The sequence below is a fragment of the Streptomyces sp. GbtcB6 genome (assembly GCF_019091475.1).
GTDB lineage: Bacteria > Actinomycetota > Actinomycetes > Streptomycetales > Streptomycetaceae > Streptomyces > Streptomyces hyaluromycini.
In genome coordinates, this window is sequence record NZ_JAGXJL010000002.1 from 192,101 (window position 1) to 215,342 (window position 23,242).

Annotated in this window: 21 protein-coding genes, 3 pseudogenes and 1 riboswitch; of the genes and pseudogenes, 13 read left to right on the plus strand and 11 right to left on the minus strand. The window is 71.1% G+C overall.

Annotation, left to right across the window (positions count from 1 at the left end):
• Nucleotides 1–38: 38 nt before the first annotated feature.
• A complete protein-coding gene (locus KVT45_RS03785) occupies nucleotides 39–575 on the plus strand; it encodes a hypothetical protein (RefSeq protein ID WP_217545023.1) in 537 nt (178 codons plus the stop codon).
• Between the two features lie 64 nt (nucleotides 576–639).
• Here KVT45_RS03785 and KVT45_RS03790 read toward each other — a convergent pair whose 3' ends face one another.
• Both KVT45_RS03790 and KVT45_RS03795 read right to left on the minus strand, forming a co-directional pair.
• Complete coding sequence (locus KVT45_RS03790; protein ID WP_217545024.1) at nucleotides 640–1,269, minus strand: MBL fold metallo-hydrolase; 630 nt, start codon at nucleotides 1,267–1,269, stop codon at nucleotides 640–642.
• On the minus strand, nucleotides 1,269–2,357 hold the full coding sequence (locus tag KVT45_RS03795; protein ID WP_217545025.1) for an S-(hydroxymethyl)mycothiol dehydrogenase: 1,089 nt from the start codon (nucleotides 2,355–2,357) through the stop codon (nucleotides 1,269–1,271). The genes KVT45_RS03790 and KVT45_RS03795 overlap by 1 nt, the downstream gene beginning before the upstream one ends.
• Nucleotides 2,358–2,573: 216 nt before the next feature.
• Here KVT45_RS03795 and KVT45_RS03800 point away from each other — a divergent pair.
• From KVT45_RS03800 to KVT45_RS03805, 3 genes and pseudogenes are all read left to right on the plus strand, one after another.
• A pseudogene (locus KVT45_RS03800) lies at nucleotides 2,574–3,920 on the plus strand (rhodanese-like domain-containing protein); the annotation flags it as partial.
• A gap of 69 nt (nucleotides 3,921–3,989) precedes the next feature.
• Nucleotides 3,990–4,241, plus strand: a pseudogene (locus tag KVT45_RS56105) (rhodanese-like domain-containing protein); the annotation flags it as partial.
• On the plus strand, nucleotides 4,238–4,990 hold the full coding sequence (locus KVT45_RS03805) for a sulfite exporter TauE/SafE family protein (RefSeq protein ID WP_217545027.1): 753 nt from the start codon (nucleotides 4,238–4,240) through the stop codon (nucleotides 4,988–4,990). The pseudogene KVT45_RS56105 and the gene KVT45_RS03805, both read left to right, overlap by 4 nt.
• A 96-nt stretch (nucleotides 4,991–5,086) precedes the next feature.
• Here the strand turns inward: KVT45_RS03805 and KVT45_RS03810 are convergent, their stop codons facing one another.
• Nucleotides 5,087–5,374: a metal-sensitive transcriptional regulator gene (locus KVT45_RS03810; protein WP_217545028.1), complete on the minus strand. Its 288-nt coding sequence runs from the start codon at nucleotides 5,372–5,374 to the stop codon at nucleotides 5,087–5,089.
• A 71-nt stretch (nucleotides 5,375–5,445) separates the two neighbouring features.
• Between KVT45_RS03810 and KVT45_RS03815 the strand changes: the two genes are divergently transcribed.
• Entirely contained in the window at nucleotides 5,446–6,027 is a 582-nt protein-coding gene (locus KVT45_RS03815; protein WP_217545029.1) for a rhodanese-like domain-containing protein, read from the plus strand.
• A gap of 79 nt (nucleotides 6,028–6,106) precedes the next feature.
• Nucleotides 6,107–7,873, plus strand: a complete 1,767-nt coding sequence (locus tag KVT45_RS03820; protein WP_217545030.1) for an ABC transporter ATP-binding protein — start codon at nucleotides 6,107–6,109, stop codon at nucleotides 7,871–7,873.
• A gap of 95 nt (nucleotides 7,874–7,968) precedes the next feature.
• Here the strand turns inward: KVT45_RS03820 and KVT45_RS03825 are convergent, their stop codons facing one another.
• On the minus strand, nucleotides 7,969–8,265 hold the full coding sequence (locus KVT45_RS03825) for a hypothetical protein (protein WP_217545031.1): 297 nt from the start codon (nucleotides 8,263–8,265) through the stop codon (nucleotides 7,969–7,971).
• 173 nt (nucleotides 8,266–8,438) lie between these two features.
• Here KVT45_RS03825 and KVT45_RS03830 point away from each other — a divergent pair, with 173 nt between their 5' ends.
• The 3 genes from KVT45_RS03830 to KVT45_RS03840 all read left to right on the plus strand — a co-directional run bounded on the left by KVT45_RS03830 (nucleotide 8,439) and on the right by KVT45_RS03840 (nucleotide 9,933).
• Nucleotides 8,439–8,804, plus strand: coding sequence for a nuclear transport factor 2 family protein (locus tag KVT45_RS03830; protein WP_089103487.1), 366 nt, complete (start codon nucleotides 8,439–8,441; stop codon nucleotides 8,802–8,804).
• The gene (locus KVT45_RS03835; RefSeq protein WP_217545032.1) at nucleotides 8,792–8,959 is read left to right on the plus strand and encodes a hypothetical protein; all 168 of its coding nucleotides are present in this window, start codon (nucleotides 8,792–8,794) and stop codon (nucleotides 8,957–8,959) included. Before KVT45_RS03830 ends, KVT45_RS03835 begins: the two co-directional genes overlap by 13 nt.
• Nucleotides 8,960–8,975: 16 nt before the next feature.
• A riboswitch (ZMP/ZTP riboswitch) is annotated at nucleotides 8,976–9,058 on the plus strand.
• A 26-nt stretch (nucleotides 9,059–9,084) separates the two neighbouring features.
• A complete protein-coding gene (locus KVT45_RS03840) occupies nucleotides 9,085–9,933 on the plus strand; it encodes a bifunctional 5,10-methylenetetrahydrofolate dehydrogenase/5,10-methenyltetrahydrofolate cyclohydrolase (RefSeq protein WP_217545033.1) in 849 nt (282 codons plus the stop codon).
• 11 nt (nucleotides 9,934–9,944) lie between these two features.
• On the opposite strand, the gene KVT45_RS03845 is transcribed toward KVT45_RS03840, so the two are convergent.
• Nucleotides 9,945–10,919: a CU044_5270 family protein gene (locus tag KVT45_RS03845; protein WP_217545034.1), complete on the minus strand. Its 975-nt coding sequence runs from the start codon at nucleotides 10,917–10,919 to the stop codon at nucleotides 9,945–9,947.
• Nucleotides 10,912–11,454, minus strand: coding sequence for an RNA polymerase sigma factor (locus KVT45_RS03850; protein WP_217545035.1), 543 nt, complete (start codon nucleotides 11,452–11,454; stop codon nucleotides 10,912–10,914). Before KVT45_RS03850 ends, KVT45_RS03845 begins: the two co-directional genes overlap by 8 nt.
• Before the next feature lie 105 nt (nucleotides 11,455–11,559).
• Between KVT45_RS03850 and ctaD the strand changes: the two genes are divergently transcribed.
• Together ctaD and KVT45_RS03860 are read left to right on the plus strand one after the other, a co-directional pair.
• Nucleotides 11,560–13,158 (plus strand): cytochrome c oxidase subunit I, encoded by a 1,599-nt coding sequence (gene ctaD / locus KVT45_RS03855; protein WP_217545036.1) that lies wholly within the window; start codon nucleotides 11,560–11,562, stop codon nucleotides 13,156–13,158.
• On the plus strand, nucleotides 13,155–13,490 hold the full coding sequence (locus tag KVT45_RS03860) for a hypothetical protein (protein ID WP_217545037.1): 336 nt from the start codon (nucleotides 13,155–13,157) through the stop codon (nucleotides 13,488–13,490). The genes ctaD and KVT45_RS03860 overlap by 4 nt, the downstream gene beginning before the upstream one ends.
• Before the next feature lie 101 nt (nucleotides 13,491–13,591).
• Here the strand turns inward: KVT45_RS03860 and KVT45_RS03865 are convergent, their stop codons facing one another.
• A complete protein-coding gene (locus KVT45_RS03865; RefSeq protein WP_217545038.1) occupies nucleotides 13,592–15,571 on the minus strand; it encodes a ricin-type beta-trefoil lectin domain protein in 1,980 nt (659 codons plus the stop codon).
• Nucleotides 15,572–15,788: 217 nt separating this feature from the next.
• Here KVT45_RS03865 and KVT45_RS03870 point away from each other — a divergent pair, with 217 nt between their 5' ends.
• Nucleotides 15,789–17,018, plus strand: coding sequence for a glycosyltransferase (locus KVT45_RS03870; protein ID WP_217545303.1), 1,230 nt, complete (start codon nucleotides 15,789–15,791; stop codon nucleotides 17,016–17,018).
• Between the two features lie 78 nt (nucleotides 17,019–17,096).
• On the opposite strand, the gene KVT45_RS03875 is transcribed toward KVT45_RS03870, so the two are convergent.
• On the minus strand, nucleotides 17,097–17,762 hold the full coding sequence (locus tag KVT45_RS03875; protein WP_217545039.1) for a TetR/AcrR family transcriptional regulator: 666 nt from the start codon (nucleotides 17,760–17,762) through the stop codon (nucleotides 17,097–17,099).
• 179 nt (nucleotides 17,763–17,941) lie between these two features.
• On the opposite strand from KVT45_RS03875, the gene KVT45_RS03880 reads away from it, so the two are divergent.
• The gene (locus KVT45_RS03880; RefSeq protein WP_217545040.1) at nucleotides 17,942–19,189 is read left to right on the plus strand and encodes a YncE family protein; all 1,248 of its coding nucleotides are present in this window, start codon (nucleotides 17,942–17,944) and stop codon (nucleotides 19,187–19,189) included.
• 61 nt (nucleotides 19,190–19,250) lie between these two features.
• Here the strand turns inward: KVT45_RS03880 and KVT45_RS03885 are convergent, their stop codons facing one another.
• From KVT45_RS03885 to KVT45_RS03895, 3 genes and pseudogenes are all read right to left on the minus strand, one after another.
• On the minus strand, nucleotides 19,251–21,107 hold the full coding sequence (locus KVT45_RS03885; protein WP_217545041.1) for a cellulase family glycosylhydrolase: 1,857 nt from the start codon (nucleotides 21,105–21,107) through the stop codon (nucleotides 19,251–19,253).
• A 67-nt stretch (nucleotides 21,108–21,174) separates the two neighbouring features.
• Nucleotides 21,175–21,396: pseudogene (locus tag KVT45_RS03890) on the minus strand (GTP-binding protein); the annotation flags it as partial.
• A gap of 97 nt (nucleotides 21,397–21,493) precedes the next feature.
• Entirely contained in the window at nucleotides 21,494–22,945 is a 1,452-nt protein-coding gene (locus tag KVT45_RS03895; protein WP_217545042.1) for an MFS transporter, read from the minus strand.
• Nucleotides 22,946–23,242: the final 297 nt, after the last annotated feature.

A 23,242-nucleotide genomic window follows, 5' to 3' on the forward strand; every position in this document is an offset into this window, starting at 1 on the left:
ACGGGCCGGACGATCAACAGGACAGATAGCGTGCGCACATGTCCTCGTTCTTGCAGCAACTCCCGGCTCTCATAGGCGTCGTGATCGGCGCGCTCGGTTCGTATCTCGCGGTGGTGCGGGGCGATCGGGCGCGGTTCCGGCAGGAGCAGGAGGCGCGCTGGGAGGAGCGGCGGCTGACGGTGTACAGCGACTACGCGCGGGCGCTGAAGAAAACGGTGAACCTCACCTACCGCGTCGCGGCCCATCTCGGCAACGATCCGCATCCGCACCCGATCTCCCCCGCCGAGGCCGAGCCGCAGCTGGCGGCGGCCACCGACGGCCGTGATCCGGCCGGGGAGGCGCTGATCATGCTGGGCAGCCGGGAGGTGGTGGAGCAGGCGCGGGAGTGGGTGACCACGGTGATGGCCATGGAGCGGTTCATGCGCGCCGGGACGGTCGACCCGGACGCCTGGCAGGGCCTGCTGGCACGGCAGCGGGCCTGCCGGGAGCGCTACTACGCCGCCGTACGCGCGGATCTCGCGCTGCCTCCGGGGCACCCGGCGCTCTGGCCGACCCTGGCGGTGTCCGACGGCTGAGGGGCGTGCCGGTTCCGCGGAGGCCGGTGGCGGGCTTTCCGCGGAACCCGACATCACGTGCTGGTCAGTGTCCTCGGGCGATCCACTCCGCCAGCTGGGGTGCCTCGGCGCCGATGGTGGTCGGGTCGCCGTGCCCGGTCAGGACCTTCGTCTCGGGCGGGAGGGTGAGCAGCTTGTCCCGGATGGAGTCGATGATCGTCGGGAAGTGCGAGTACGACCGTCCGGTCGCGCCGGGGCCGCCCTGGAAGAGGGTGTCGCCGGTGAAGACGACACCCAGGCCGGGGTCGTGGAGGCAGACGGCGCCGGGCGCGTGACCGGGCGTGTGCAGCACGGTCAGGTCGGCGCCCGCGGCCTCGATGACCAGCCCGTCGGACAGGTGGTTGTCGGGGTCGCGGTCGGGGTGGGTGAGCTTCCACAACGGCAGGTCGTCGGGGTGCAGCCAGATCTTGGCGCCGGTGAGGTCCGCGAGGGCGGGCGCCGCGTCGATGTGGTCGTTGTGGGCGTGGGTGCAGACGATCGCCTTCAGGACGCGGTCGTCGACCGCCTCGGCGATGGCCTGGGCGTCGTGCGCGGCGTCGATGACGATCACTTCGCGTTCGTCGCCGACGATCCACACGTTGTTCTCGACGTCCCAGGTGCCGCCGTCGAGGGTGAACTGCCCGGAGGTGACGAGGCGTTCGATGCGCGTGGTCATCACAGCACCACCACCGAACGCAGCACGTCGCCGCCGTGCATCCGCTCGAACGCCTTCTCCACCTCGTCGAGCTGGATGGTCTCGGTGACGAAGGCGTCCAGGGGCAGCCGCCCCTGCAGGTGCAGGTCGATCAGCATGGGGAAGTCCCGGGAGGGCAGGCAGTCGCCGTACCAGCTGGACTTGAGCGCGCCGCCGCGGCCGAAGACGTCGAGCAGCGGCAGTTCGAGCTTCATCTCGGGGGTGGGCACGCCGACCAGGACGACGGTGCCGGCGAGGTCGCGGGCGTAGAAGGCCTGCTGGTACGTCTCGGGGCGGCCGACCGCCTCGATGACGACGTCGGCGCCGAAGCCGCCGGTCAGGTCGCGGATCGCCTCGACGGGGTCGCTCTCGCGCGAGTTGATGCTGTGGGTGGCGCCCAGGGAGCGGGCCTTCTCCAGCTTCCGGTCGTCGATGTCGACGGCGATGATCTTCGCGGCGCCCGCCAGGCGGGCCCCGGCGATCGCGGCGTCGCCAACGCCGCCGCAGCCGATCACGGCGACCGAGTCGCCCCGGCCGACGCCGCCGGTGTTGATCGCGGCGCCGATGCCCGCCATCACCCCGCAGCCGAGCAGCCCGGCGACCGCCGGGGAGACGGCCGGGTCGACCTTGGTGCACTGCCCGGCGGCGACCAGCGTCTTGTCGGCGAAGGCGCCGATACCGAGCGCCGGGGAGAGCTCCTGCCCGGTGGAGGCGAGGGTCATCTTCTGCTTGGCGTTGTGGGTGTTGAAGCAGTACCAGGGCCGGCCGCGCAGACAGGCCCGGCAGTTCCCGCACACGGCACGCCAGTTGAGGATCACGAAGTCACCGGGTGCGACGTCCGTGACGCCCTCGCCGACCGACTCCACCACCCCGGCGGCCTCGTGGCCGAGCAGGAAGGGGAACTCGTCGTTGATCCCGCCCTGTTTGTAGTGCAGGTCGGTGTGACAGACCCCGCAGGCCTGCACCTGTACGACGGCTTCGCCCGGCCCCGGATCCGGCACCACGATCGTCTCGACCCGCACGGGCTCGTCCTTGCCCGGTGCGATCACGCCGCGTACTTCCTGCGCCATGGGCCTGCCCTTTCGTCGCTCTGCTGACGTGCTGTCTTCCGACCCTACGCGGGAACGATCAGCGACGGCACGCATCGTTCGTCGCCGATCTTCCCGGACGGCCGCCGTCCCTGCCTCCCATCACCTCCGCCAGATACCCCCGGGGGTACCTCTGCTACGGTGACGCATATACCCCCGGGGGTAATTTCCGGGGACCGAGGAGAGGAGTGTGCCGCCGTGTCCTTCGTCGACACCATCGAGGTGCCCGGACTGGGCAACCGCGGCTATCTGGCGGGCGGGGCGCACGGCGCCGTCGCGGTCGACCCGCCCAGGGACGTCGACCGCGTGCTGGCGGCCGTCGCCCGGCACGGAGTGCGGCTCACCCATGTCGTGGAGACCCATGTGCACAACGACTACGTCTCCGGCGGCCTCGGACTGGCCCGGCTGACCGGGGCCGCGTACGTGGTGCCGGCCGGGGCGCGAGTGGCGTACGAGCGGCTGCCGGTGGCCGACGGGGACGTACTGGAGATCGAGGCGGGCCTTGCGCTGCGCGCGCTGGCCACCCCCGGGCACACCCCGCACCACACGTCGTACGTCCTGGAGGAGACCGGCCGCGCGGTGGCCGTCTTCACCGGCGGCTCGCTGCTGATCGGCACGGTCGGCAGGCCCGACCTGGTGGAGCCCCGGCTCACCGGCGAGCTGGCCCGGGCGCAGCACGCCTCGGCGCACCGGCTGGCCGCCGAGCTGCCGGACGGGACGGCGGTGCTGCCGACCCACGGCTTCGGCAGCTTCTGCTCGGCCGGGGACGCGTCCGGCTCCGCCACCACCATCGGCCGGGAGCGCACGGTGAACGAGGCGCTGGTCAAGGACGTCGACACGTTCGTCGCCGAGCTGCTGGCCGGGCTCGACGACGTACCGGCGTACTACGCCCACATGGGCCCGCTGAACTCCGGGGGCCCGGCCCCCGTCGACCTCACGCCGCCGCGCCGGGCGGACGCGGCGGAGATCGCGGCGCGGCTGGCCGCCGGGGAGTGGGTGGTGGACCTGCGTAACCGGGTGGCGTTCGCCGAAGGCCATGTCCCGGGCACGCTGAACTTCGAGGCCGACGGACAGCTCGCCACCCATCTGGCCTGGCTGCTGCCCTGGGGCAGGCCGGTCACGCTGCTCGCCGAGTCGGCCGCACAGCTCGCCGCGGCCCAGCGGGAACTGACCCGCGTCGGCATCGACCGCCCGGCCGCGGCCGCCACCGGCACCCCCGGGGCCTGGCTGCGCGCGGGCGAGCGGCCCCGCTCCTTCCCGCGTGCCACGTTCGCGGAGCTGGCGGCGCACGGGACGCGGGACGTCGTCGTCCTGGACGTGCGCCGGGACACGGAACGGGCCGGCGGCCACCTTCGGGGCTCCCTCCACATACCCCTGCACCAGCTGCGGGAGCGGCTCGGCGAGATACCCGGCGGCACGGTGTGGGTGCACTGCGCGGGCGGGATGCGGGCGGCCGTCGCCGCCTCGCTCCTCGACGCGGCCGGGCATGCCGTGGTCGCCGTCGACGACGGGTTCGCGGCGGCGCGTGCGGCCGGGCTGCCGATGGCCCGGCTCACCCCGGCCGAGGCGCGGGAGCGCACGGACGCGGATGCCGTACTGCTGGATGTCCGCGAGGCCGGCGAATGGGCGGCCGGACACGCGCCGGGGGCCGTGCACGCCCCGCTGTCCGGGCTGGCGGCCGGGGCTCCGCTGCCACCGGCCGCCGCGGACCGCCCGCTCGTCGTGATCTGCCGCTCGGGGCGGCGGTCGCGGGAGGCGGCGGCGCTGCTGACCGCCCGCGGGCTGGACGCGGTGGACGTCGTGGGCGGGATGACCGGCTGGCGCGCGGCGGGCCTCGCGGTCAGCACCGAGGGCACCCCCGGATGAGCGCGCTTCTGCTCGCCCTCGGCGCCGGGGCCGTCACCGGGCTGGCACTCGGGGCGCTGGGCGGTGGCGGCAGCGTGCTGGCCGTACCGGCGCTGATCTATCTGCTCGGCTTCACCCCGGCCGCGGCCACCACCGCGAGCCTGGTCGTCGTCACGGTCACCTCGGCGACCGCGCTCGTCGCGCACGCCCGCGAGGGGGCGGTGCGGTGGCGGGCCGGGGCGGTGTTCGCGGCGGCCGGGATCGTGCCGGCGGCGGTCGGCGGGGCGGTCTCCCGGCAGCTGCCGGCGGCGCTGCTGACCGGGGCGTTCGCGGTGCTCGCCGCCGTGGCGGCACTGCGCATGCTGCGGCCGTCGACCGCCGGGGCCACCTCGGTCCCGGTACCGGCCCGGGCGTCCCGGGTGGCCGGGGCGGGCGCCGGTCTCGGCGCGGTGACCGGGGTGCTCGGTGTGGGCGGCGGCTTTCTCGCCGTACCGTCCCTGGTGAACGTCGTGGGGCTGCGGATGCGCGCGGCGATCGGCACGAGCCTGCTGGTCATCACGATCAACTCGCTCACCGCGCTGGCGGCGCGCGCCGGTTCGGCGGTGGACGTCGACTGGTCGGCCGTGGGCCCGTTCGCCGGAGCCGCGATCCTCGGCGCCTGGGACGGCAGACGGCTCGCGGCCCGGCTCTCCGCCGGCACCCTCCAGCGGCTCTTCGCCTGTGCGCTGCTCGCGGTGGCGGCGTTCATGCTGGCCGACGCGGTCGGCTGACGTGCTGGCGCTCCGCTGGAAGTGCCGTGATCTGCCGACTGCGGCGCCGTCGTGGCTGATCGCGCAGTTCCCCGCGCCCCTTCGGGACGCTGCCGCTCAGGCCAATGACAGGAACAGCTTCTCCAGCCGGGCCTTCATCTGCTCGGTGGTCTCGCCGTCCGAGCCGCCCCGCCCCGGATCGGCGATGCACTGCTGGAGCCCGGTCGCGATGATCGCGAAGCCCGCCCGGTCCAGGGCGCGCGAGGCGGCGGCGAGCTGGGTGACCACGTCCTCGCAGTCGCGGCCCTCCTCGATCATCTTGATCACGCCGGCGATCTGCCCCTGCGCCCGGCGCAGCCGGTTCAGCACCGACTTGAGCTCATCGCCTTCGAACTGAAGCTCCACGACCACTCCTCACATACCCGTAGGGGTATGTTACCCCGCCGCTCATCACCTCCAGAAAGGATCGCACTCCCATGCCCACGACACCCTCGTACCCGACCCTCGACCCCGAGCACGCCCTCGCCCGTCTCCCGGAACTCACCGTCGTCGACGTCCGCACCCCCGGCGAGTTCGCCTCCGGCCACCTGCCCGGCGCCCACAACATCCCGCTGGACACCCTGCACCGGGCCCTGCCCACTCTCCGCGCAGCGCGCGGCGAACTGCTCCTCGTCTGCGCCTCCGGCGCCCGCGCCGAGAACGCCCGGGCGGTCCTCGCCGGGCACGGCATCCCGGCGGCCACCCTCACCGGCGGCACCCGCGGCTGGGCCGGGCACGGTCAGGAACTCCACCGGCCGGCGGGCCCGGCCCGTACGGCATGGGCCATGGAGCGCCAGGTACGGCTCACCGCCGGGACGGTCGTCCTCGCCGGGCTGGCCCTCGGGCAACTGCACCCGGCCTGGCTGCTGCTGTCGGCGGGGATCGCGGGCGGCCTGGTGTTCTCGGCGCTCACCGACACCTGCGGGATGGCCGCGCTGCTGGCGAGGCTGCCGCACAACCGGCCCCGTGCGACGGACCTCGACGCGACCCTCGCGGCCCTGGGTTCCGCCCGCGGCTGACCGGACACCGGTGCCGGCAGCGGCCGTCGTAGCCTGGGGTCGTCGGAGGGCGCCGCCCGCCGCCCGGACGAGGAGCACCGTGACCGTCGCAGACGCAGTTCCGACGAGACAGCCCAAAGAGCCCGTGTTCCCGCTGCTCCTCTCCTATGTACGGCCGCACCGCTGGGCCCTGCTGGCGGGCGCGGCGCTCTCGCTGGTGACGGGCGCGACCGGGCTGCTGCTGCCGCTGGTGGCCCGGGGACTGATCGACGACCTGTCCCACGACCGTTCCATCACCGCCAAGTTGCTCGCGATGGCTGCTCTGGTGGTCGGCAACGCCGCGGTGGGCGCGCTGGGTTCGTACGTCCTCAGGCGCACCGCCGAGTCGGTGGTGCTCGGGGCGCGGCGCACTCTGTCGTCGTATCTGCTCAGACTGCGGATCACCGCCGTGGACCGTACCGAGCCCGGTGACCTGATGGCGCGGATCACCTCGGACACCACCCTGCTGCGCGAGGTCACCACGGACTCGCTGGTCGCGCTCGGCACCGGCGGGCTCACCCTGGTCGCCACCGTGGTGATGATGGGGGTGGTCGATCCCGTGCTCCTTGCCGTCACCCTCGCCGTGATCGTCGGGGCGGGGATCGTGCTCGGCACGATCGTGCCGCGTATCAACCGGGCGAGCCGCCGGGCGCAGGACGCGGTCGGCGTGATGGGGGCCTCGCTGGAACGGGTGCTGGGCGCGCTGCGCACGGTGAAGGCGTCGGGCGCCGAGCACCGCGAGGAGCTTGCCCTGCACGAGGCCGCCGAGGAGTCCTGGCGGCAGAGCGTGCGGGCCGCCAAGTGGTCGGCGGCCGCCGGGAACACGGCGGGCCTCGCGATGCAGCTGGCGTTCATCACGGTGCTCGCGGTGGGCGGGGCCCGGGTCGCCACCGGTGCGATCGGCGTGGGCACGCTGGTGGCGTTCCTGCTCTACGTCTTCTATCTGATGCAGCCGATCCAGCAGGTCGTCGGGGCGATCACCCAGTACCAGACCGGCGCCGGCGCGCTCGCCCGGATCCAGGAGGCGCTGCGGCTGCCCGCCGAACCCCCGTCCCGGCCCGCCGAGTTGCCGTCCGCCGGCGCCGAACCGGCCGCCGTCGCCTTCACCGACGTGCGCTTCCGCTACGCCGACGACCTGCCGTACGTCCACCACGGCGTCAGCTTCGACGTCCCCGCGCGGGGCATGACGGCCTTCGTGGGGCCGTCCGGCGCGGGCAAGACCACCGTGTTCTCGCTGATCGAGCGGTTCTACGACCCCGAGTCCGGCACGATCGCCGTGGACGGCCGCCCGGTGGCCGACTGGGAGCTGCCGCTGCTGCGTTCGGCCATCGGGTACGTCGAGCAGGACGCGCCGGTGCTGTCCGGGTCGCTGAAGGACAACTTGCTCCTCGGCAACCCGGAGGCGGACGAGGACGCGGTCGCGCGGGTGGTGAAGACGACCCGGCTCGACGGTCTGGTCGCCCGGCTGCCGCAGGGGCTGGAGACGCTGGTCGGCCATCGCGGGACCAAGCTGTCGGGCGGGGAGCGGCAACGGGTCGCGATCGCCCGGGCGTTGCTGCGCCGGCCCCGGCTGCTGCTCCTGGACGAGGCCACCTCGCAGCTGGACGCGGTGAACGAGGCGGCGCTGCGGGACACGGTCGCCGATGTGGCGCGGTCGACCACGGTGCTTGTGGTCGCGCACCGGTTGTCGACGGTGACCATGGCGGACCGGATCGTCGTCATGGACGCCGGCCGGGTCCGCGCGGTGGGCACACACCGCGAGCTGGTGGCGGCGGACCCGCTGTACGCGGAACTGGCGGCGACGCAGTTCCTCGCCGCCGAGCACTGAGACACGCGAGCCGGGCACCGGTCACGACGTCCGGAGACCGGGTACGGAAGAGGGCCGCCCCGGTTCCGGGACGGCCCTCGGGATGCGGGCGGGGGTCAGTTCTCGATGCCCGGTACCAGTCCCATGACGGGCGCGGCCAGGTCGGTGACCTGGTGCAGTTCGCCCAGTCTCTGGACTCCGTTCAGCCCCTGCACCTGCTCCGAGACCTTCGGGATCTCGTCCTTGTACGGCGCCGGGATGTCACTGCGGGCGATGGAGTCGAGCACGCCGAGCGCGGTGAGCTTCCCGGGGTGCTGCGCGCTCGCGTCGGCCGCGTTCGCCAGCGGCGCGGCGAGGCCGGTGACCCCGACGGCGAGACCGACGGCGGCGACGATACGTCGTGTTGAGATCATGTCCTCAGCAACGGCCCCGGCGCCGGGCCGGACACGGGCAGCCGGTCCCCCTCACCCGTCAGACGGAGTGCGCGGCCTGCGCTTGCCGAGCCCGGCGGGGCGGAGGAGGCTCGTTGTGAGGGGCTCGCGCGGCCTGCTCCGCATCGGGTCGCGGGCTCCCGCAGGAGGTCACCATGGGCACCGCGACCGGTTCCACGTTCGACACCGACACGCTGCGCCGGGCCATAGAGGGGAACACCGGGAACACCCTTCTGGCGCTCTACGCGGACGACGCGGAGATCCGCATCGTCGACCGCAACACCCAGCCCAGCCACCCCAGGATCCTGCACGGCCGCAAGGACATCGCCGCGCTGCTGGACGACGTCTACAGCCGCGACATGACACACAAGCTGGACCGTTGCGTCGTCCAGGGCGACACGGCCGCATACACCGAGTCCTGCGAGTACGAGGACGGGGTCCGGGTGCTCGCCGAGTCGATGATCACGCTGCGCGACGGCAAGATCGCCGAACAGATCATGATCCAGGCATGGGACGACTAGTCGGGAGGACCGCGAGGGTCCAGGTCAGCTCCCGGTTGACCTGGACCTTCTCGGCGCGGGCGGCCCTGGGACACGCCCGCCGCCCGCGTCGCCGCTGGTCCGCCCTGCTGCTGTGGACGGTCCTGCGGGCGCCGCACCACCGCAGGAAGCACTGACGGCTCGGTTACGCTGGGGGCGGGCCGTGACTGGCGCTGAGGTGGAGCACCACCGGGGAGCGGTCCGCACTGTCGATGCCGTGCGCCTGGGCGATCAAGGTCGAACCAGCTCAGGAGTGTGCCGCATGACCCAGGCCCGTCTCATTGACGGAACCGCCGTCGCCCGCCGGATCGTCGAGGAGACCGCGAAGAAGGCCGCCGACCTCACCGCACGGACCGGTGTCACGCCGTGTCTGGCGACCGTGCTGGTCGGTGAGGACCCCGCCTCCGTCACCTATGTCCGGATGAAGCAGAACCGCAGCCGCAAGGCGGGCATCGCCTCCCGGCACGTGGCCCTGCCCGCCGCCACGACCACCGAGGAACTCGTCGCCGTACTGCGGGAGTTGTCCACCGACCCGGCCGTGCACGGCATCCTGCTCCAGCACCCGGTCGGCGAACACATCGACGAGCGGGCCGCGTTCGAGGCGATCGCGCCGGAGAAGGACGTGGACGGCGTGACCTTCGCGTCGTTCGCGACGATGAGCTTCGGCCTGCCGGGCTTCGTCTCCTGCACGCCCGGCGGCATCCTGCGCCTGCTCGACGCGTACGACGTCGACCCGGCCGGAAAGCGCGCGGTGGTCGTCGGCCGCAGCGCGATCCTGGGCAAGCCGGCCGGCATGCTGCTGCTGGCCCGCGACGCCACCGTCACCTACTGCCACTCCCGCACCCGCGACCTCTCGGCGGCCGTCCGCGAGGCCGACATCGTGGTGGCCGCCGTGGGCCGGCCCCGGCTGATCCGGGGCCAGGACATCAAGCCGGGCGCGGTCGTGCTCGACGCCGGCTACAACGAGGGCAACGTCGGCGACGTGGACTTCGACAACGCCGTCGAGCGGGCCTCGCTGATCACGCCGGTGCCGGGCGGGGTCGGCCCGATGACCATCGCCGTGCTGCTGGAGCAGACGGTGACGGCGGCCGCCCGGCAGCTCGGTGTGTGACGCGGACGCGCTCAGCGCATCCAGACGCTGTACTGCATGACGGCCCCGGCTTTCACGCCGTAGTCGGGGTCGGCCCGGGTGAGCACGGCCTCCATGCCGAGGACGGTCCCGGTGGCCGGGTCCAGGATCAGCATCCGGCGCTGCCCGGAGCCGTCGTCGCAGACGTACGCCTGTCCGGTGCGGCCCAGCCGGTCGGTGACCTCCCCCACCGGGCGCAGTCCGCCGGCCTTCGCGAAGAGTTCGGCCAGCGCCGCCGACTCACGGGCGCCGAGTGTCCAGTTGTCCAGCAACTCCGCAGCCGCGTCGAGGAGTTCGGGCGTGCTGAGGGTGTCGGTGTAGTTCAGCTCGGTCAGGTAGGTGCGCAACTTCGCCGGGTCGTGCGGGGGTGTCGCCAGCGGCGGGGCGTCGCCCCACATCGGCGGATAGGTCCGCCGGCTGAGCACATGGCCGTCCTCGACGAGCCGCGGTGTGTCGCCTTCGTCGGTGAGGACCGGGCGGCCCGGGCGGCCCGGGTCGGTGGCCACGACCAGTTCGGTGTGGCTGCCGTCGGCCCGCCAGCGCACCACCCTCTCCTCGGGGAGGGTGACGGGCGGCTTGTCGTCGCTCATGCCCAGGCTCCAGGACTGCACATGGGTGCCCTGGCGCAGGGCCGGCGATCCGTCCCGGGCCGCGACGGCGGCCAGTTCCGCCACGTCCGCGAGCGGTACGGGCACGGAGTGGGCGCGGACGGTCAGCGGCCGGGGTGCGGCGAGCGCGGGGGTGCCGGCGGAACCGCCGAGCAGCAGCGTCAGCGCGGTCGCGACCACGGCGACGGTCGCGACCAGCCCCCACGCCAGTCGCGGCCGGGTCCGGCGCACGGGGCGCGGCTCGTGCAGCAGCCGGGCGAGGTGCCGTTCGGCGGTGTGGTCGAGGGGGCCGTCGCCGAAGTGGGGGCCGGCGGCGGGGGCCGGGTCGGCGGCGCGCAGCAGGTCGAGTTCGTCAGCCATGGCGGTGTTCCTCGGGAAGGGCCCCGGCGGCGGGGGGTCGCAGTCGGTCGATCTCGGCTCTGAGCCGGCCGCGGGCGCGGTGCAGCCGCATCGCCGCCGCCCGTCTCCCGCAGCCCAGGACGACGGCGACCTCGTCGACGCCGAGTTCCTCCCACGCGGTCAGCCGCAGCACCTCCTGGTCGCCCGGGGACAGCCGGGCGAGCGCCTCGTGCACCCAGGCGCCGGGCCGCTCGCTGCCGGGGCTGGCGACGACGTGCCGTCCGTGCGCGGTGTCGTCGTTGCCCAGCCGGTCCAGCAGCCGGCGCCGGCGCCCGTACCCGCGTACCGCGTTGGCGAGGCAGTTGCGTGCCACGCCGTACAGCCAGGGCAGCGGGGCCGCCGGCAGGTCGGCGCGGCGGCGCCAGGCCACCGTGAACACCTCCGCCACCACTTCCTCCACCTCGCCGGTCCGCCCGTCCAGTCGCCGCGCGACATAGCGGCTGACCGCCCAGTAGTGCTCGCGATAGGCAGCGGCGAAGATCTCGTCGTTGCTCATGTCCCGTTCTTGTCCGGCACCTTCCCGATCGTCACACCCCGCCGCGTGACGCTCGTCGCATCCGTCGAGTGTGACCGGCGCGCACAGCCCGGACACAGGCGGGGCATGCGGAACCTCAAGTGGCTCACGACCACGGATCACAAGACGATCGGAACGCTGTACCTGGTCACGGCGTTCTCGTTCTTCTGCGTCGGCGGGGTGATGGCCCTGCTGATGCGCGCCGAACTGGCCCGCCCGGGCCTGCAGATCATGTCGAACGAGCAGTTCAACCAGGCGTTCACGATGCACGGCACGATCATGCTGCTGATGTTCGCGACGCCGCTGTTCGCCGGCTTCGCGAACTGGATCATGCCGCTTCAGATCGGCGCCCCGGACGTGGCCTTCCCGCGCCTGAACATGCTGGCCTACTGGCTCTACCTGCTCGGCTCCACCATCGCGGTCGGCGGCTTCCTCACCCCCCAGGGGGCCGCCGACTTCGGCTGGTTCGCCTACGCCCCGCTCTCGGACGCGGTGCGCACCCCGGGGATCGGCGCCGACATGTGGATCATGGGCCTGGCGCTGTCCGGATTCGGCACGATCCTCGGCGCCGTCAACTTCATCACCACGATCATCTGTATGCGCGCGCCGGGCATGACCATGTTCCGGATGCCGATCTTCGTCTGGAACGTTCTCCTGACGGCGCTGCTGGTCCTGCTCGCCTTCCCGGTCCTCGCCGCCGCGCTGTTCGCGCTGGAGGCGGACCGGAAATTCGGCGCCCACGTCTTCGACGCGGCCAACGGCGGAGCACTGCTCTGGCAGCACCTCTTCTGGTTCTTCGGCCACCCCGAGGTCTACATCATCGCGCTGCCGTTCTTCGGCATCATCTCGGAGGTCATCCCGGTCTTCTCCCGCAAGCCGATGTTCGGCTACCTCGGCCTGGTGGGGGCGACCATCGCCATCGCCGGCCTCTCGGTGACCGTATGGGCCCACCACATGTACGTCACGGGAGGCGTGCTCCTGCCCTTCTTCTCCTTCATGACCTTCCTGATCGCCGTCCCGACGGGAGTGAAGTTCTTCAACTGGATCGGCACCATGTGGCAGGGCTCGCTGTCCTTCGAGACGCCCATGCTCTGGACCATGGGCTTCCTGGTGACCTTCGTCTTCGGCGGGCTGACCGGCGTGATGCTCGCGTCCTCGCCGATCGACTTCCACGTCTCCGACTCGTACTTCGTCGTCGCCCACTTCCACTACGTGGTCTTCGGTACGGTCGTCTTCGCGATGTTCGCCGGATTCCACTTCTGGTGGCCCAAGTTCACCGGGAAGATGCTGGACGAACGCCTCGGCAAGATCACCTTCTGGACCCTGTTCACCGGCTTCCACGGCACGTTCCTGGTCCAGCACTGGCTGGGCGCCGAAGGCATGCAGCGCCGGATCCCCGACTACCTGGCGGTCGAAGGCCTCACCACGCTCAACACGGTCTCGACGATCTTCTCGTTCCTGCTGGGCTCGTCACTGCTCCCGTTCTTCTACAACGTCTGGAAGACGGCCAGGTACGGAGAGAAGGTCGAGTCGGACGACCCGTGGGGCTACGGCCGTTCCCTGGAGTGGGCGACGTCGTGCCCTCCCCCGCGCCACAACTTCCTCACCCTGCCGCGGATCCGCAGCGAGTCACCGGCGTTCGACCTGCACCATGCCTCCGTGGAGCGGGAGTTGAGCGCGCGATGACAGCGCGCGAGGAGGAACGAGCGCTGGTCAGCCAGATCGAGGGGCATCTGCTGCTGGCGGCGACCAGGGAAGAGGGCCGAAGGGCGGCGGCTCGGCTCGCAGACCGCATCGGCTGGCTCACGGACACCCAACGGGCCGACCTTGAGCGGCATTTCGAGGCCGAGTACCTGGACCTGGCCAGAGCGTCCTGGCAGCGCACGACGAAACGTGGCGAGCAGCTGAGGCGTGAGTACGAGACCAGATACCAGTCTCTGCGCCAACGCCTCTTGGCCTGCTTCCTGCTGACCTGCGCCCTGCTGACGGCAACGGCTCTACTAAGGCTGGCGGCATGAGCGCCCCGTCAGGGGCGCGGGGCTGTGTCTGATCTGCGGCTACCGCCGCGTGTGCGCGACCAGCCACAGTCCACCCGCGCCCGACGAACTACCTGCTCAACTCAACTCTGGCTCCACTGCTGATTGGTCCCGCCGTTGCAGGCCCACAGCACCAGCGAAGTCCCGTTGCTCGTGCCCGCGCCATACGCGTCCAGGCACAGCCCGGCGTTGACGTTCGTGATCGTCCCGTCCGAGTTGACGTTCCACTTCTGGTTGTTCTGCCCGTTGCAGTCCCAGATCACGACCTTGGTCCCGTTGGTCGTGCCCTGGTTGTACGCGTCCAGGCACTTGTTGCCGTAGACCACGAACTCCTTGCGGGAGGTGTACGTCCAGGCCTGGTTCTGGCCTCCGTTGCAGTCCCAGATCTCGGCCTGGGTGCCGTTGGTGATGGTGCTGTTGTAGACGTCGGCGCAGCGGCTGGAGGCCTTGCCCACGACGAGTGTGCCGTTGGTTCCGGGGATCGGGCTCACCGCGATCGAGCCGAGCGCCGGAAGCGAACTCCCGGTGAAGGTGAGCGAGTTGCCGGACCCCTTGCTCAGGTCGACCTGCACGGACACGGTGCCCTGCGAGGACCCGGTCGGCGGGAAGGAGACCGTTGTGGCGGTCTGGCCGTTGACCTGGAGGGTGCCGGTGACCGCGGTCGAGCCGGTGTTGGTGTAGGCGACGTCGACGACGTCCAGGCCGGTGCTCGCGGCGCTGACGCCGGTGTACTTGCCGGTGGAGGTCGCACTGTAGCTGGTGCTCGACGCCTCCGTACCGCCGCTGACCTTGAGCATCACCGAGCCGCCGGCCGGGACGCTGGCGGTGTAACTCGTGGCGTACGAGCCGAGGTTCGTCTGCGCCCACAGGTCGCGGACCGTCGCGGAGGCGCTGGTCAGGCCGAGGTCGGCCCAGCGCGCGGTGATGTTCGCGGCGGACGAGGTGCGGTTGAGCAGCACGACCGCGCGGTTGCCGGTGCCGGAGAGGACCTTGCTGTAGACCTGGAGACCGGTGGTGTCCTCGGCGACCTTGACGCCCTGGAGGCCGCGTGCGTCCTGGTCGACGGCGACGACGTCGGAGTTCTTGAGGATGGCGGCCGTCTCACTGGTCATCGTGGTGAGGTCGTTGCCGGCGAGCAGCGGGGCACCGGAGATCGCCCACAGGGCCATGTGGGTGCGGTTCTGGGCTGCCGTGAGGCCGGACATGCCGACGGTGAGCATGTCGGGGTCGTTGTAGTAGCCGGTGTGCTGGGCGGCCGGGTGCAGGGTCTGGTCGAAGTTGGACAGCACGCTCGCCTGGGACGCCGTGCCGCCGTAGTAGTAGATGTCCGTGCTGGTCCGCCACATGGGGGCGAGGCCCGTCGCCCAGTTCCAGGTGTTCTGGTAGCCCCAGTTGCAGATGGACAGGGTCAGCGGGCGGCCGGTGGTGGCCGCGGCCGTGGCGACCGCCGAGCTGATCGACTTGTATGCGGTCGCCGCGTCGAGACCTTCGGCGTCACCGCCGCACCAGTCGACCTTCACGAAGTCGAAGCCCCACTCCGAGAACTGGAGCATGTCCTGCGCGTAGTGCCCCTCGCTGCCGGTGTTGGCGGCGGCGGGGCGGCCGGTCGGGTAGTAGTAGCCGCAGCCGTTCGCGCCCGCGTCGGTGTAGATGCCGGCCTTCAGGCCCTTGCTGTGGATGTAGTCGGCGATGGCGCTCATGCCGCCGGGCCACTCACTGGTGTCGACGGTGATGTTGCCGGCACTGTCCCGGGTGCCCTGCCACCAGCCCTCGTCGATGTTGATGTACTTGTATCCGGCGGCCGGGAGGCCGGCCGCGACGAACGCGTCGACCTGCGCCTTGATGACGCTGTAGTCGATCTTCGCCGCGAAGCTGTTCCAGGAGGCCCAGCCCATCGGGGCGGTGGGCACCGAGACCTGCGAGACCGTCGCCGCCTGAGCCGGTCCCGGCGCGGCGAACAGGAGCGCGGCGGCGGCCGTCAGGGCCAGGGCGAGGGCGCGCACGGCGGCGGCCCACAGGTGTCGTACAAGACCGCTGCCGGTCGATCTGGGCGGGGGGTACATGCGGCTCCTCCACGGGGGTGCACGAGGGGGGTACGGCTCAGTTGCGTTCGAAATCACGAACATAGATCGGTGTTCCGAACGCATCGCGGGCCGACCGTAGAGCCGCCGGAGGGTGAAGTCAACGGCTGTGACAGACGTGAAGTCGCCCTTCCCTTCGGGTCGTTCACCCCACGAGGGCGCGCGCGCCGCCATACTGCTGGTCGTGCGCGTAGCGATCATGACGGCGGGCTCGCGGGGCGATGTGGCCCCCTACACCGGACTCGGGTACGGGCTGAGCCGTGCCGGACACGAGGTCACCCTGGTCACACACGGCCGCTTCGCGGGACTGGTCGAGGGGTCGGGAGTCGGCTTCCACCCCCTGCCGGTCGATCCCCGGACCGAGCTGGAGTCCACGCGGGGGCGCGGGCTGCATCGCAGCGCCAGCGGGGTCGGCAAACTGCTGCGGGTGGTGGAGCTCGCCCGCCGGCTGGTCGGACGGATGACGGACGACCTGCTCGCGGCGGCACAAGCCAGCGACGTACTTCTGCTGTCCGGCTCCCTGGCCCCGATCGGCCACACGATCGCGGAGGGGCTACGGCTGCCGAGCATGGGTGTGTACCTCCAACCACTCGCCGCCACAAGGGAGTTCGCACCTCCCGTGCTCGGCGGCGGCACCTGGGGCGCCACCGGGAACCGGATCGCCGGCCACGGCGTGACCCTGGCCGTGGAACAGGTCTTCGCATCCACCGTCCCCGCGCTGCGCACCCGCCTGGCCCTGCCCCCGCAGCGCTCCGGCGCCGCCCGCCGGGCCAGGGAGCGCCGGCTCTGGCCCGTCCAGCACGGCTTCAGCCCCCAGGTGGTCCCCCGCCCCCGCGACTGGCGCCCGGGCCTCGGGGTCTGCGGTTACTGGTGGCCGTACGACGGTGCGGCCCGACTCCCCGACGACGTACGGGCGTTCCTGGACGCCGGGCCGAAGCCGGTGTTCGTCGGGCTGGGCAGCGCCACGGTGCCCGACGCGAGACGGCTGAGCGGGCAGGTCATGGCGGCGCTGCGGAAGGCCGGGCTGCGCGGGGTGATCCAGAGCGGCTGGGGCGGCCTGACCGCCGACGGCGACGACATGCTGACCATCGGCGAGATGCCGCACTCGGCCCTGTTCCCCCGGATGGCGGCAGTGGTCCACCACGCGGGCGCGGGCACGACGGCGGCGGGGCTGCGCGCCGGAGTACCGGCGGTACCCCTGCCGATCCAGTTCGACGAGGCGTTCTGGGCGGCGCGACTGGTGCACCTCGGGGTGGCGCCGGCTGTTGTCCCGCTGCGGGGGTTGCGCATGGAGACACTCGCGCATGCGCTCCAGCAGGCGACCCGGCGACCCGAATTCGCGCAGCGAGCCGCGGAGTTGGGCCGCAGAATCCGAGCGGAGGACGGTGTGACTCCGGTAGTCGGGGCGCTGGACGAGCTGGCCCACTAGGCGCCGGAAGGCGAGAGCGCCCCGTTTGGGGGCGCGGGGAACTGCGCGACCAGCCACATCGCACCCGCACACACACGACTACCGCGAGCCCCCCGGTACCCACCCCTCCGGCCGCAAGATCCCCACCAACAACCGCACCAACTCCTCCACGACGTCATCCAGACTCGCGTCCACCCACCCCGCGCTCCAGTCGTGCAGCAACCCGTTCACACTGCCGATGAACGCCGTCGCCGCCAGCCGGTAGTCCCGCGGCGCCGCATCCCCCCGCGCCGCCGCCGCGTTCGCCTCGGTGCATATCAGCTCCACCCACCGCGCCCGCCGCGCCAGCCGCTGCTCCTCCAGCCGGGGACTGACGCCGATGATCTCGACGAAGGCGATGCGGATCCGGCGCGGATCCGAGGTCACGTCCCGGGCGTAGGCCCGGAACAGCACCGTCACCCGCTCGACCAGCGGCAGCGGCTCCGCCTCCGCGAACGCCGCCGCCACCGCCGCCTCCGCCCACCCGTTGACCTCCAGGTGCAACGCGGCGAGCACGTCCTCCAGCGTGCGGAACTCCTCGTAGAACTGACGGGTCGACAGACCCGCCGCCTGACTCAGCGCGGCGACGGTGGTGGCGCGAAACCCCGGTGTGCCGCCGAAGAGTTGAAGCGCCGCGTCCAGGAAGCGCCGACGCCGCTCGGCCTTGCGTTCCTCGGCGGACCGGCCGCCGTAGCGACCCGTCGGCGCCTTGAGCCTGCCCGCCAAGATTGCCCCCTCCGTCGACCGCCCGATGGCCAATTTTCTCGCGTACGCCTCTTGTGGAGTCAGCCACCCCCTCCTTACTTTTCAGTAAGTTCACTTTGAACGCGCCCGTGTTCAGATTCCGTGACCCCGTCACCACGCGCACGCGCGCGTCTCCACCCCCCTCAGAGAAGAGAGCAGTCATGCCTGCCTTCAGACCCAGGCACCTTTGCTCCGTGGCCGCCGCCCTCGTCCTGACCGTCGCCGCGCCCGCGACCGCCGCCACCGCCGCGGCCGACGCGTCCCTGCGCGAGGTGCTGTTCGTCGGCAACAACTGGGACGGCACCGCGACCGTCCTGAACTCGACCGGCGACTTCGCCAAGGTCGGCCAGATCAACGTCATCCCCGACAAGGACCAGCGGATCGCCGAGATCAACGCCGACCCCATCAAGTGGATCTACTACACGTCGATCCGCAACGAGGTCGGCCAGGGCCACGACCAGTACGTGGACGACATGTACTCCACGCCGGACGGGAAGTCCGTGGTCGTCTCCCGCCCGAGCTTCGCCGACGTCGTCTCCATCGACCTCGCCACCGACACGATCAACTGGCGCTTCCCGGTGGCCGGTTACCGCGCCGACCACATGGCCGTCTCCCCCGACGGCACGAAGGTCGCGGTTTCGGCGTCCACGGCGAACAAGGTGCAGGTGCTGGACATCAACACCGGTAAGGAACTGGGCGAGTTCGCCACCGGTGACAAGCCGCACGAGAACGTCTTCAGCCCCGACGGCAAGTACATCTGGAACATGGCGATCGGCGAGGTCACCACCTCGCTCGACGACCCGGTCTGGGACTGGACGAAGGGCGACCGGCACATCACCGTCGCGGACGCCACCACCTACAAGCAGGTCAAGATCATCGACATGCGGGACCGGCTGGACGCGATCGGCCTGACGGACTTCTCGGACGCGGTCCGGCCCGCGGCCTTCACGCCCGACTGGTCCAAGATGTACTTCCAGGTGTCGTTCTTCAACGGCTTCCTGGAGTACGACATCGCCACCGACAAGATCACCCGGGTGAAGACGCTGCCGGCGAACCCGGCGACCAGCACCGACCGCACCACCTGGCTCCTCGACTCGCGCCACCACGGCATCTCGATGAAGCCGGACGGCACCAAGCTGTGCGTCGCCGGGACGATGGACAACTACGCCACCATCGTCGACCGGGCCACCCTCCAGGAGGGCCCGCTCGTCACCGCGTCCACCCCGTACTGGGCGACGGTGAGCGGCGACGGCAAGGACTGCATCATCTCCGAGGCGGGCGCCGACCAGGTGACGGCCATCGACTTCGGCACCGGCCAGAAGGTGACCTCGGTCCCGGTCGGCGACCATCCGCAGCGCGTCCGGCTCGGCCATGTGCAGGCCGACTGGGCGGGTGCGTCCGGAAGTTGACCGATCGTCATGAAACATTCGGCCTCCGGGGTGCGGCGCACCCCGGAGGCCGAAGCACTGCTCAGAACTTCGCAGCCACCCAGGCGGCCAGCTCCGCCTTGGCCGCGTTGAGCACGGTGGAGCTGGGCGAGGTCGCCCCGTTGGTCACCAGCGCGAAGTGCAGCACGCCGGAGTCCGAGTCGGTGAGCAGCAGTCGGCGGCTGCCCGTCCCACCCGGTTCCGCCGCCACGCCGACCGGGGTCGAGGACGTGTACGCCGGGGGCGCGTAGGCCGTGCCCAGGTCGGAGACGACGGTGGTGGACGCGGTCGGGAAGGAGACCGGAAGGTGGAGTTCGGTCGGTGCGGTGGCGCTGCTGGAGCGCCAGACCTGGACGGCGTACTGCCCGGAGCCGACCAGCGCGGCCACGTTCGGCAGCGAGCTGGGCACCGGGTTCCAGGTCAGGGTCGTGGAGCCGTCCCGGGAACGGTCCTCGTAGGTGAAGGCGAGGGTGGAGCCGGAGGTGGCGGACGGGTAGATCCGGTCGAGCAACCGGGCGTCCTGACGGAGCGTCACGGTGCCCGAGTCGGTCATGTTGACTGCCGAGAGGTCCTCGTCGTTCCAGGCGTCACCCGAGGTGAGGACCTTGTCCGGGTTGTCGTTCATCAGCTCGTGGTGGCGGCCGTTGTAGATGTCCCACTGCCACTGGGTACCGGAGAGGACCGGACCCGAGGAGGCCGGTGTGGACCACCAGTTCGCCCCGGAGAGACGGGAGTCGAGGGCCTGGTACATCGCCTTGTCGACGGTCGGCGCCTTGCCGGCGGTCGAGCCGGCCAGCGGATGCCCGAACTCGCTGACGATCGCCGTCGTCCCGGCTGCCGACGCCCGGTCCCGGATGGTGCCGAAGTCGGTGGAGTACTGGCCGTCGGAGGCGTTGCCCCACATCAGGATGCCGGAGATCGCTTTCTGGTCGTAGAAGTGGGTGTTGAAGACGTAACGCGAGCCGAGCGTGCCCGTGTCCAGCAGGCCGCCCTCCTCCTTGGAGACGTTGCCGTTCCAGTAGAGGTTCGGTTCGACGAGGGCGGGCTTGCTGCTCCAGCCGGCCGCGTCCATCCGAGCCCGGAACTTCTGGTAGAAGGGCCACAGCCGGTTCTGCTCCCAGGTGCGGGAGGCCTCGCCGGAGTCGTAGGAGCCGGCGTACGGCTCGTTGTACGGGTCGAAGCCGACCACGCCGGCGAACTCGTCGGACGTCAGGTGCTGGGCCAGGTAGGTCATGGTGGTCTGGGCCGTGGCCAGGAAGGCGTCCTGGAGGCCGTAGTTGTTGTGCCAGAAGTCGTACTGGCCCTTCTGGACAGCCGCGTTCTGGGTGATGTTCTGGCCCCAGAGGAAGCAGATGCCGCAGGACTCGGCCGGGTAGTTCCCCAGCGCCACCGCCCATTCGGGGGCGCCGTCGCCCGTGTACCAGCTGCCCGAGTTGAACAGGTAGCGGGAGTACAGGTCCTGGTGGAAGTCGGGGAAGACGCGGATGCCGGCGTCGAGGAACGCCTGCATCTGCGCGGTCACGTTGGCCAGGTAGGTGGTGTCGACCTGGCCCTGGACGGGTTCGGCGTGCGCCCAGGAGAGCAGGAAGCGCACGGCGTTGCCGCCGCCGAGGGCGCGCACCGCGGTGGCGGACTTCTTCGCGTCGGCGACCGAGGCGAAGGGCAGGCCGCTGTTCTCCTCCAGCTTGGTCTCGCCGGAGACGTTGTAGCCGCGCAGTACGACCTCACGGCCCTGGCCGTCGATGAAACGGCCGTTCTGCACGGTGAGCGCGGTGCCGTCGAACGAGAGGGAGCCGGACGGGGTGGCTGCGGTGGCGGACGGGGTGCCCGCCACCGCGAGGAATCCGCAGAGGACAACCAGGACAACGATCAGCCGTGCCCGGATATTCGTCATGCCCATTACAGTCCGGTGGTTTCCGGACACAGTCAATACTTCTGACTCACGAGTAAGTTTCGTACCGGTTCCCTCAGCCGGTCACTCGGCCCGCCACGTTCAACAGGTACTCCTTGCGGCTCAGCGGGTTGTGGTCGGTGCGCGGCCGCTCCGGGACCGGCCCCCGCAGCACCGCGGCGTAGTGGTCGAAGACGGTCTCCAGCTCGCGCTCGCCACGGGTCAGCCCCGGCAGCCGCTGCTCCAGTCCGTGCACCCGGGCCGCGGGTACCGCACCTTCCAGGACCGCGAGCGTCCCCTCGGCGAACCGCTCCGGGTCTGATGGAGACTCCGGCCGATCCCGGCGCGGTTCGCCCCAGGGCGGACCGCACCCTGTATCGGAAAGCCGGGCTGCGTCACGGCCCTGGCTTCGAGGTGCATGCGGACGCGCCCCTGTCGCCTTCCGGTGTGCTCCTGCGGTGGCGCAGCGCCCACAACGCGACGGGAGCTCCTGCCGCGACCAGCGCCGAAGCGAAACACAGACCGGCTTGGTAGCCGGAGAGAAAGGCACCCGAGTCATCGGCCCCGGCGGCGGCTGCGGCATGTTCCACGAACGACACGATGGCGCCCACCAGGCCGATTCCGACGACTCCGGACGCCTCACGGGCGGCACTGAACAATCCGGCCGCGATTCCGGAAAGGTGATTCGGTGAGGATTCCAGAGCGCGGGTGGTCACTGGAGCGGCCAGCGCGGAGCCGAAACCGAGAGCTGAAAGCCCGGGCAGAATATCGACGAGCTTCCCTCCCGAACTGCCCAGCGCGACCATCAGCAACCCAAGGCCGACCAGGAGCAGACCCGCAGCAGAGATCCGGCCGTCTCCCCAGCGGCGCGCCATACGCGCAATGAAAGGGGTGGCGACGATCACGGAAAGGGCCACGGGCATGAATGTCAGCCCGGACGGTGTCGGGGCGAGACCGAGGCCGTTCTGCAGAAACCGGGACGTAAAGAAATAGACTCCGCTTACGCTCAGGCCCCACAGCAGTTGAGTAATGATTCCGCCGACGAAAGGGCGTTGCCGGAAGAGGAGTCGCAGCACGGTGTTCCGGCGCGATGTCAGTTCGTAGGACAGGCCGGCGGCCGATGCGACGACGACTCCCCCTGACGTGGCGACGGGAAGGGCGTCGAAGCCTTGTTCAGGCCCTTCGATCAGGCAGTAGGCAAGGGCCGCCAGCGAGCAACAGGCCAACGCGACGACGCGGAGCGAGAGCGTGGCCGAGGCCGAGGCCGGGGACGCGGCACGGGTCGAGGGTCCGGGCCGGGGGATGAGGAAGCCGACGAGGAGACTGGCGCAACCCAGTGGCGCGTTCATGGCAAACACGGACTCCCAGCCCAAGTGTTGTGTCATGACACCGGAGACCACAGGGCCGCAGGCCAGCGCGGACGCCAACGCCGCAGTGGTGGCGCTGAAGGCGGCATTGCGCACGCGGGGCGGCAGATCATGCGACTGGACCGCCAGTGAGGCTGGCAGGATCAGCGCAGCGCCCGCTCCCTGCAGCCCCCGGCAGGCGATCAACGCCATCCCGGAGGGCGCCGCACTGCACCCGACCGATGCGACGGTGAAGAGTGCGACACCGAGCGACAGCGTCGCACGCCGCCCGACGGTGTCCGCCAGATGCCCGCCCAGCAGCAGAAGGCTCGCGAGGGTGAGAGGGTAAATGGCCGCCACCCATTTGAGGTCGGCCTCGCTCAATGCGAGTTCGGCCTGAATCTGAGGCAGTGCCACATTGACGACGGTGTTGTCCAGGGCGGTCATGAAGGACGGCAGCAGCACGGCCACGAGGATGGCGAGGACACGCAGTCGACTCACGGTACCTGCCTTGAGTAGCACCGACGGCGGTAAGTGGCCGCCACGTTCCGCGCGCCCTTCTTCGTACTCTGCCCCGTGGGCATGGCAGGCGCGACTCCGGGGCGCTCTGATTACGGCATCCGGTGTGCGGGAAGCGCCGCTCGCTTTCCTGCAGGTCGGCCTGGCAGGACTCCCGGCGTGGCGTTGCGTCCCACGGTATGCCTATACGTTTTACTGATCACCAGCACTGCCACCATGCATGGGAGATGGATGACGGGCAGCGATGTCTGTCGTCAATTCTCCGGAATGGCTGACGGC

Bases quoted from the DNA above. Each gene is read 5' to 3' on its own strand.
- KVT45_RS03815 (WP_217545029.1), top strand. From the start codon at position 5,446: ATGCCCACGACACCCTCGTACCCGACCCTCGACCCCGAGCACGCCCTC.
- KVT45_RS03885 (WP_217545041.1), bottom strand. From the start codon at position 21,107: ATGGGCATGACGAATATCCGGGCACGGCTGATCGTTGTCCTGGTTGTC.
- KVT45_RS03880 (WP_217545040.1), top strand. From the start codon at position 17,942: ATGCCTGCCTTCAGACCCAGGCACCTTTGCTCCGTGGCCGCCGCCCTC.
- KVT45_RS03845 (WP_217545034.1), bottom strand. From the start codon at position 10,919: ATGGCTGACGAACTCGACCTGCTGCGCGCCGCCGACCCGGCCCCCGCC.
- KVT45_RS03825 (WP_217545031.1), bottom strand. From the start codon at position 8,265: ATGATCTCAACACGACGTATCGTCGCCGCCGTCGGTCTCGCCGTCGGG.
- ctaD (WP_217545036.1), top strand. From the start codon at position 11,560: ATGCGGAACCTCAAGTGGCTCACGACCACGGATCACAAGACGATCGGA.
- KVT45_RS03785 (WP_217545023.1), top strand. From the start codon at position 39: ATGTCCTCGTTCTTGCAGCAACTCCCGGCTCTCATAGGCGTCGTGATC.
- KVT45_RS03795 (WP_217545025.1), bottom strand. From the start codon at position 2,357: ATGGCGCAGGAAGTACGCGGCGTGATCGCACCGGGCAAGGACGAGCCC.
- KVT45_RS03850 (WP_217545035.1), bottom strand. From the start codon at position 11,454: ATGAGCAACGACGAGATCTTCGCCGCTGCCTATCGCGAGCACTACTGG.
- KVT45_RS03865 (WP_217545038.1), bottom strand. From the start codon at position 15,571: ATGTACCCCCCGCCCAGATCGACCGGCAGCGGTCTTGTACGACACCTG.
- KVT45_RS03870 (WP_217545303.1), top strand. From the start codon at position 15,789: ATGACGGCGGGCTCGCGGGGCGATGTGGCCCCCTACACCGGACTCGGG.
- KVT45_RS03790 (WP_217545024.1), bottom strand. From the start codon at position 1,269: ATGACCACGCGCATCGAACGCCTCGTCACCTCCGGGCAGTTCACCCTC.
- KVT45_RS03805 (WP_217545027.1), top strand. From the start codon at position 4,238: ATGAGCGCGCTTCTGCTCGCCCTCGGCGCCGGGGCCGTCACCGGGCTG.
- KVT45_RS03830 (WP_089103487.1), top strand. From the start codon at position 8,439: ATGGGCACCGCGACCGGTTCCACGTTCGACACCGACACGCTGCGCCGG.
- KVT45_RS03835 (WP_217545032.1), top strand. From the start codon at position 8,792: ATGGGACGACTAGTCGGGAGGACCGCGAGGGTCCAGGTCAGCTCCCGG.
- KVT45_RS03860 (WP_217545037.1), top strand. From the start codon at position 13,155: ATGACAGCGCGCGAGGAGGAACGAGCGCTGGTCAGCCAGATCGAGGGG.
- KVT45_RS03840 (WP_217545033.1), top strand. From the start codon at position 9,085: ATGACCCAGGCCCGTCTCATTGACGGAACCGCCGTCGCCCGCCGGATC.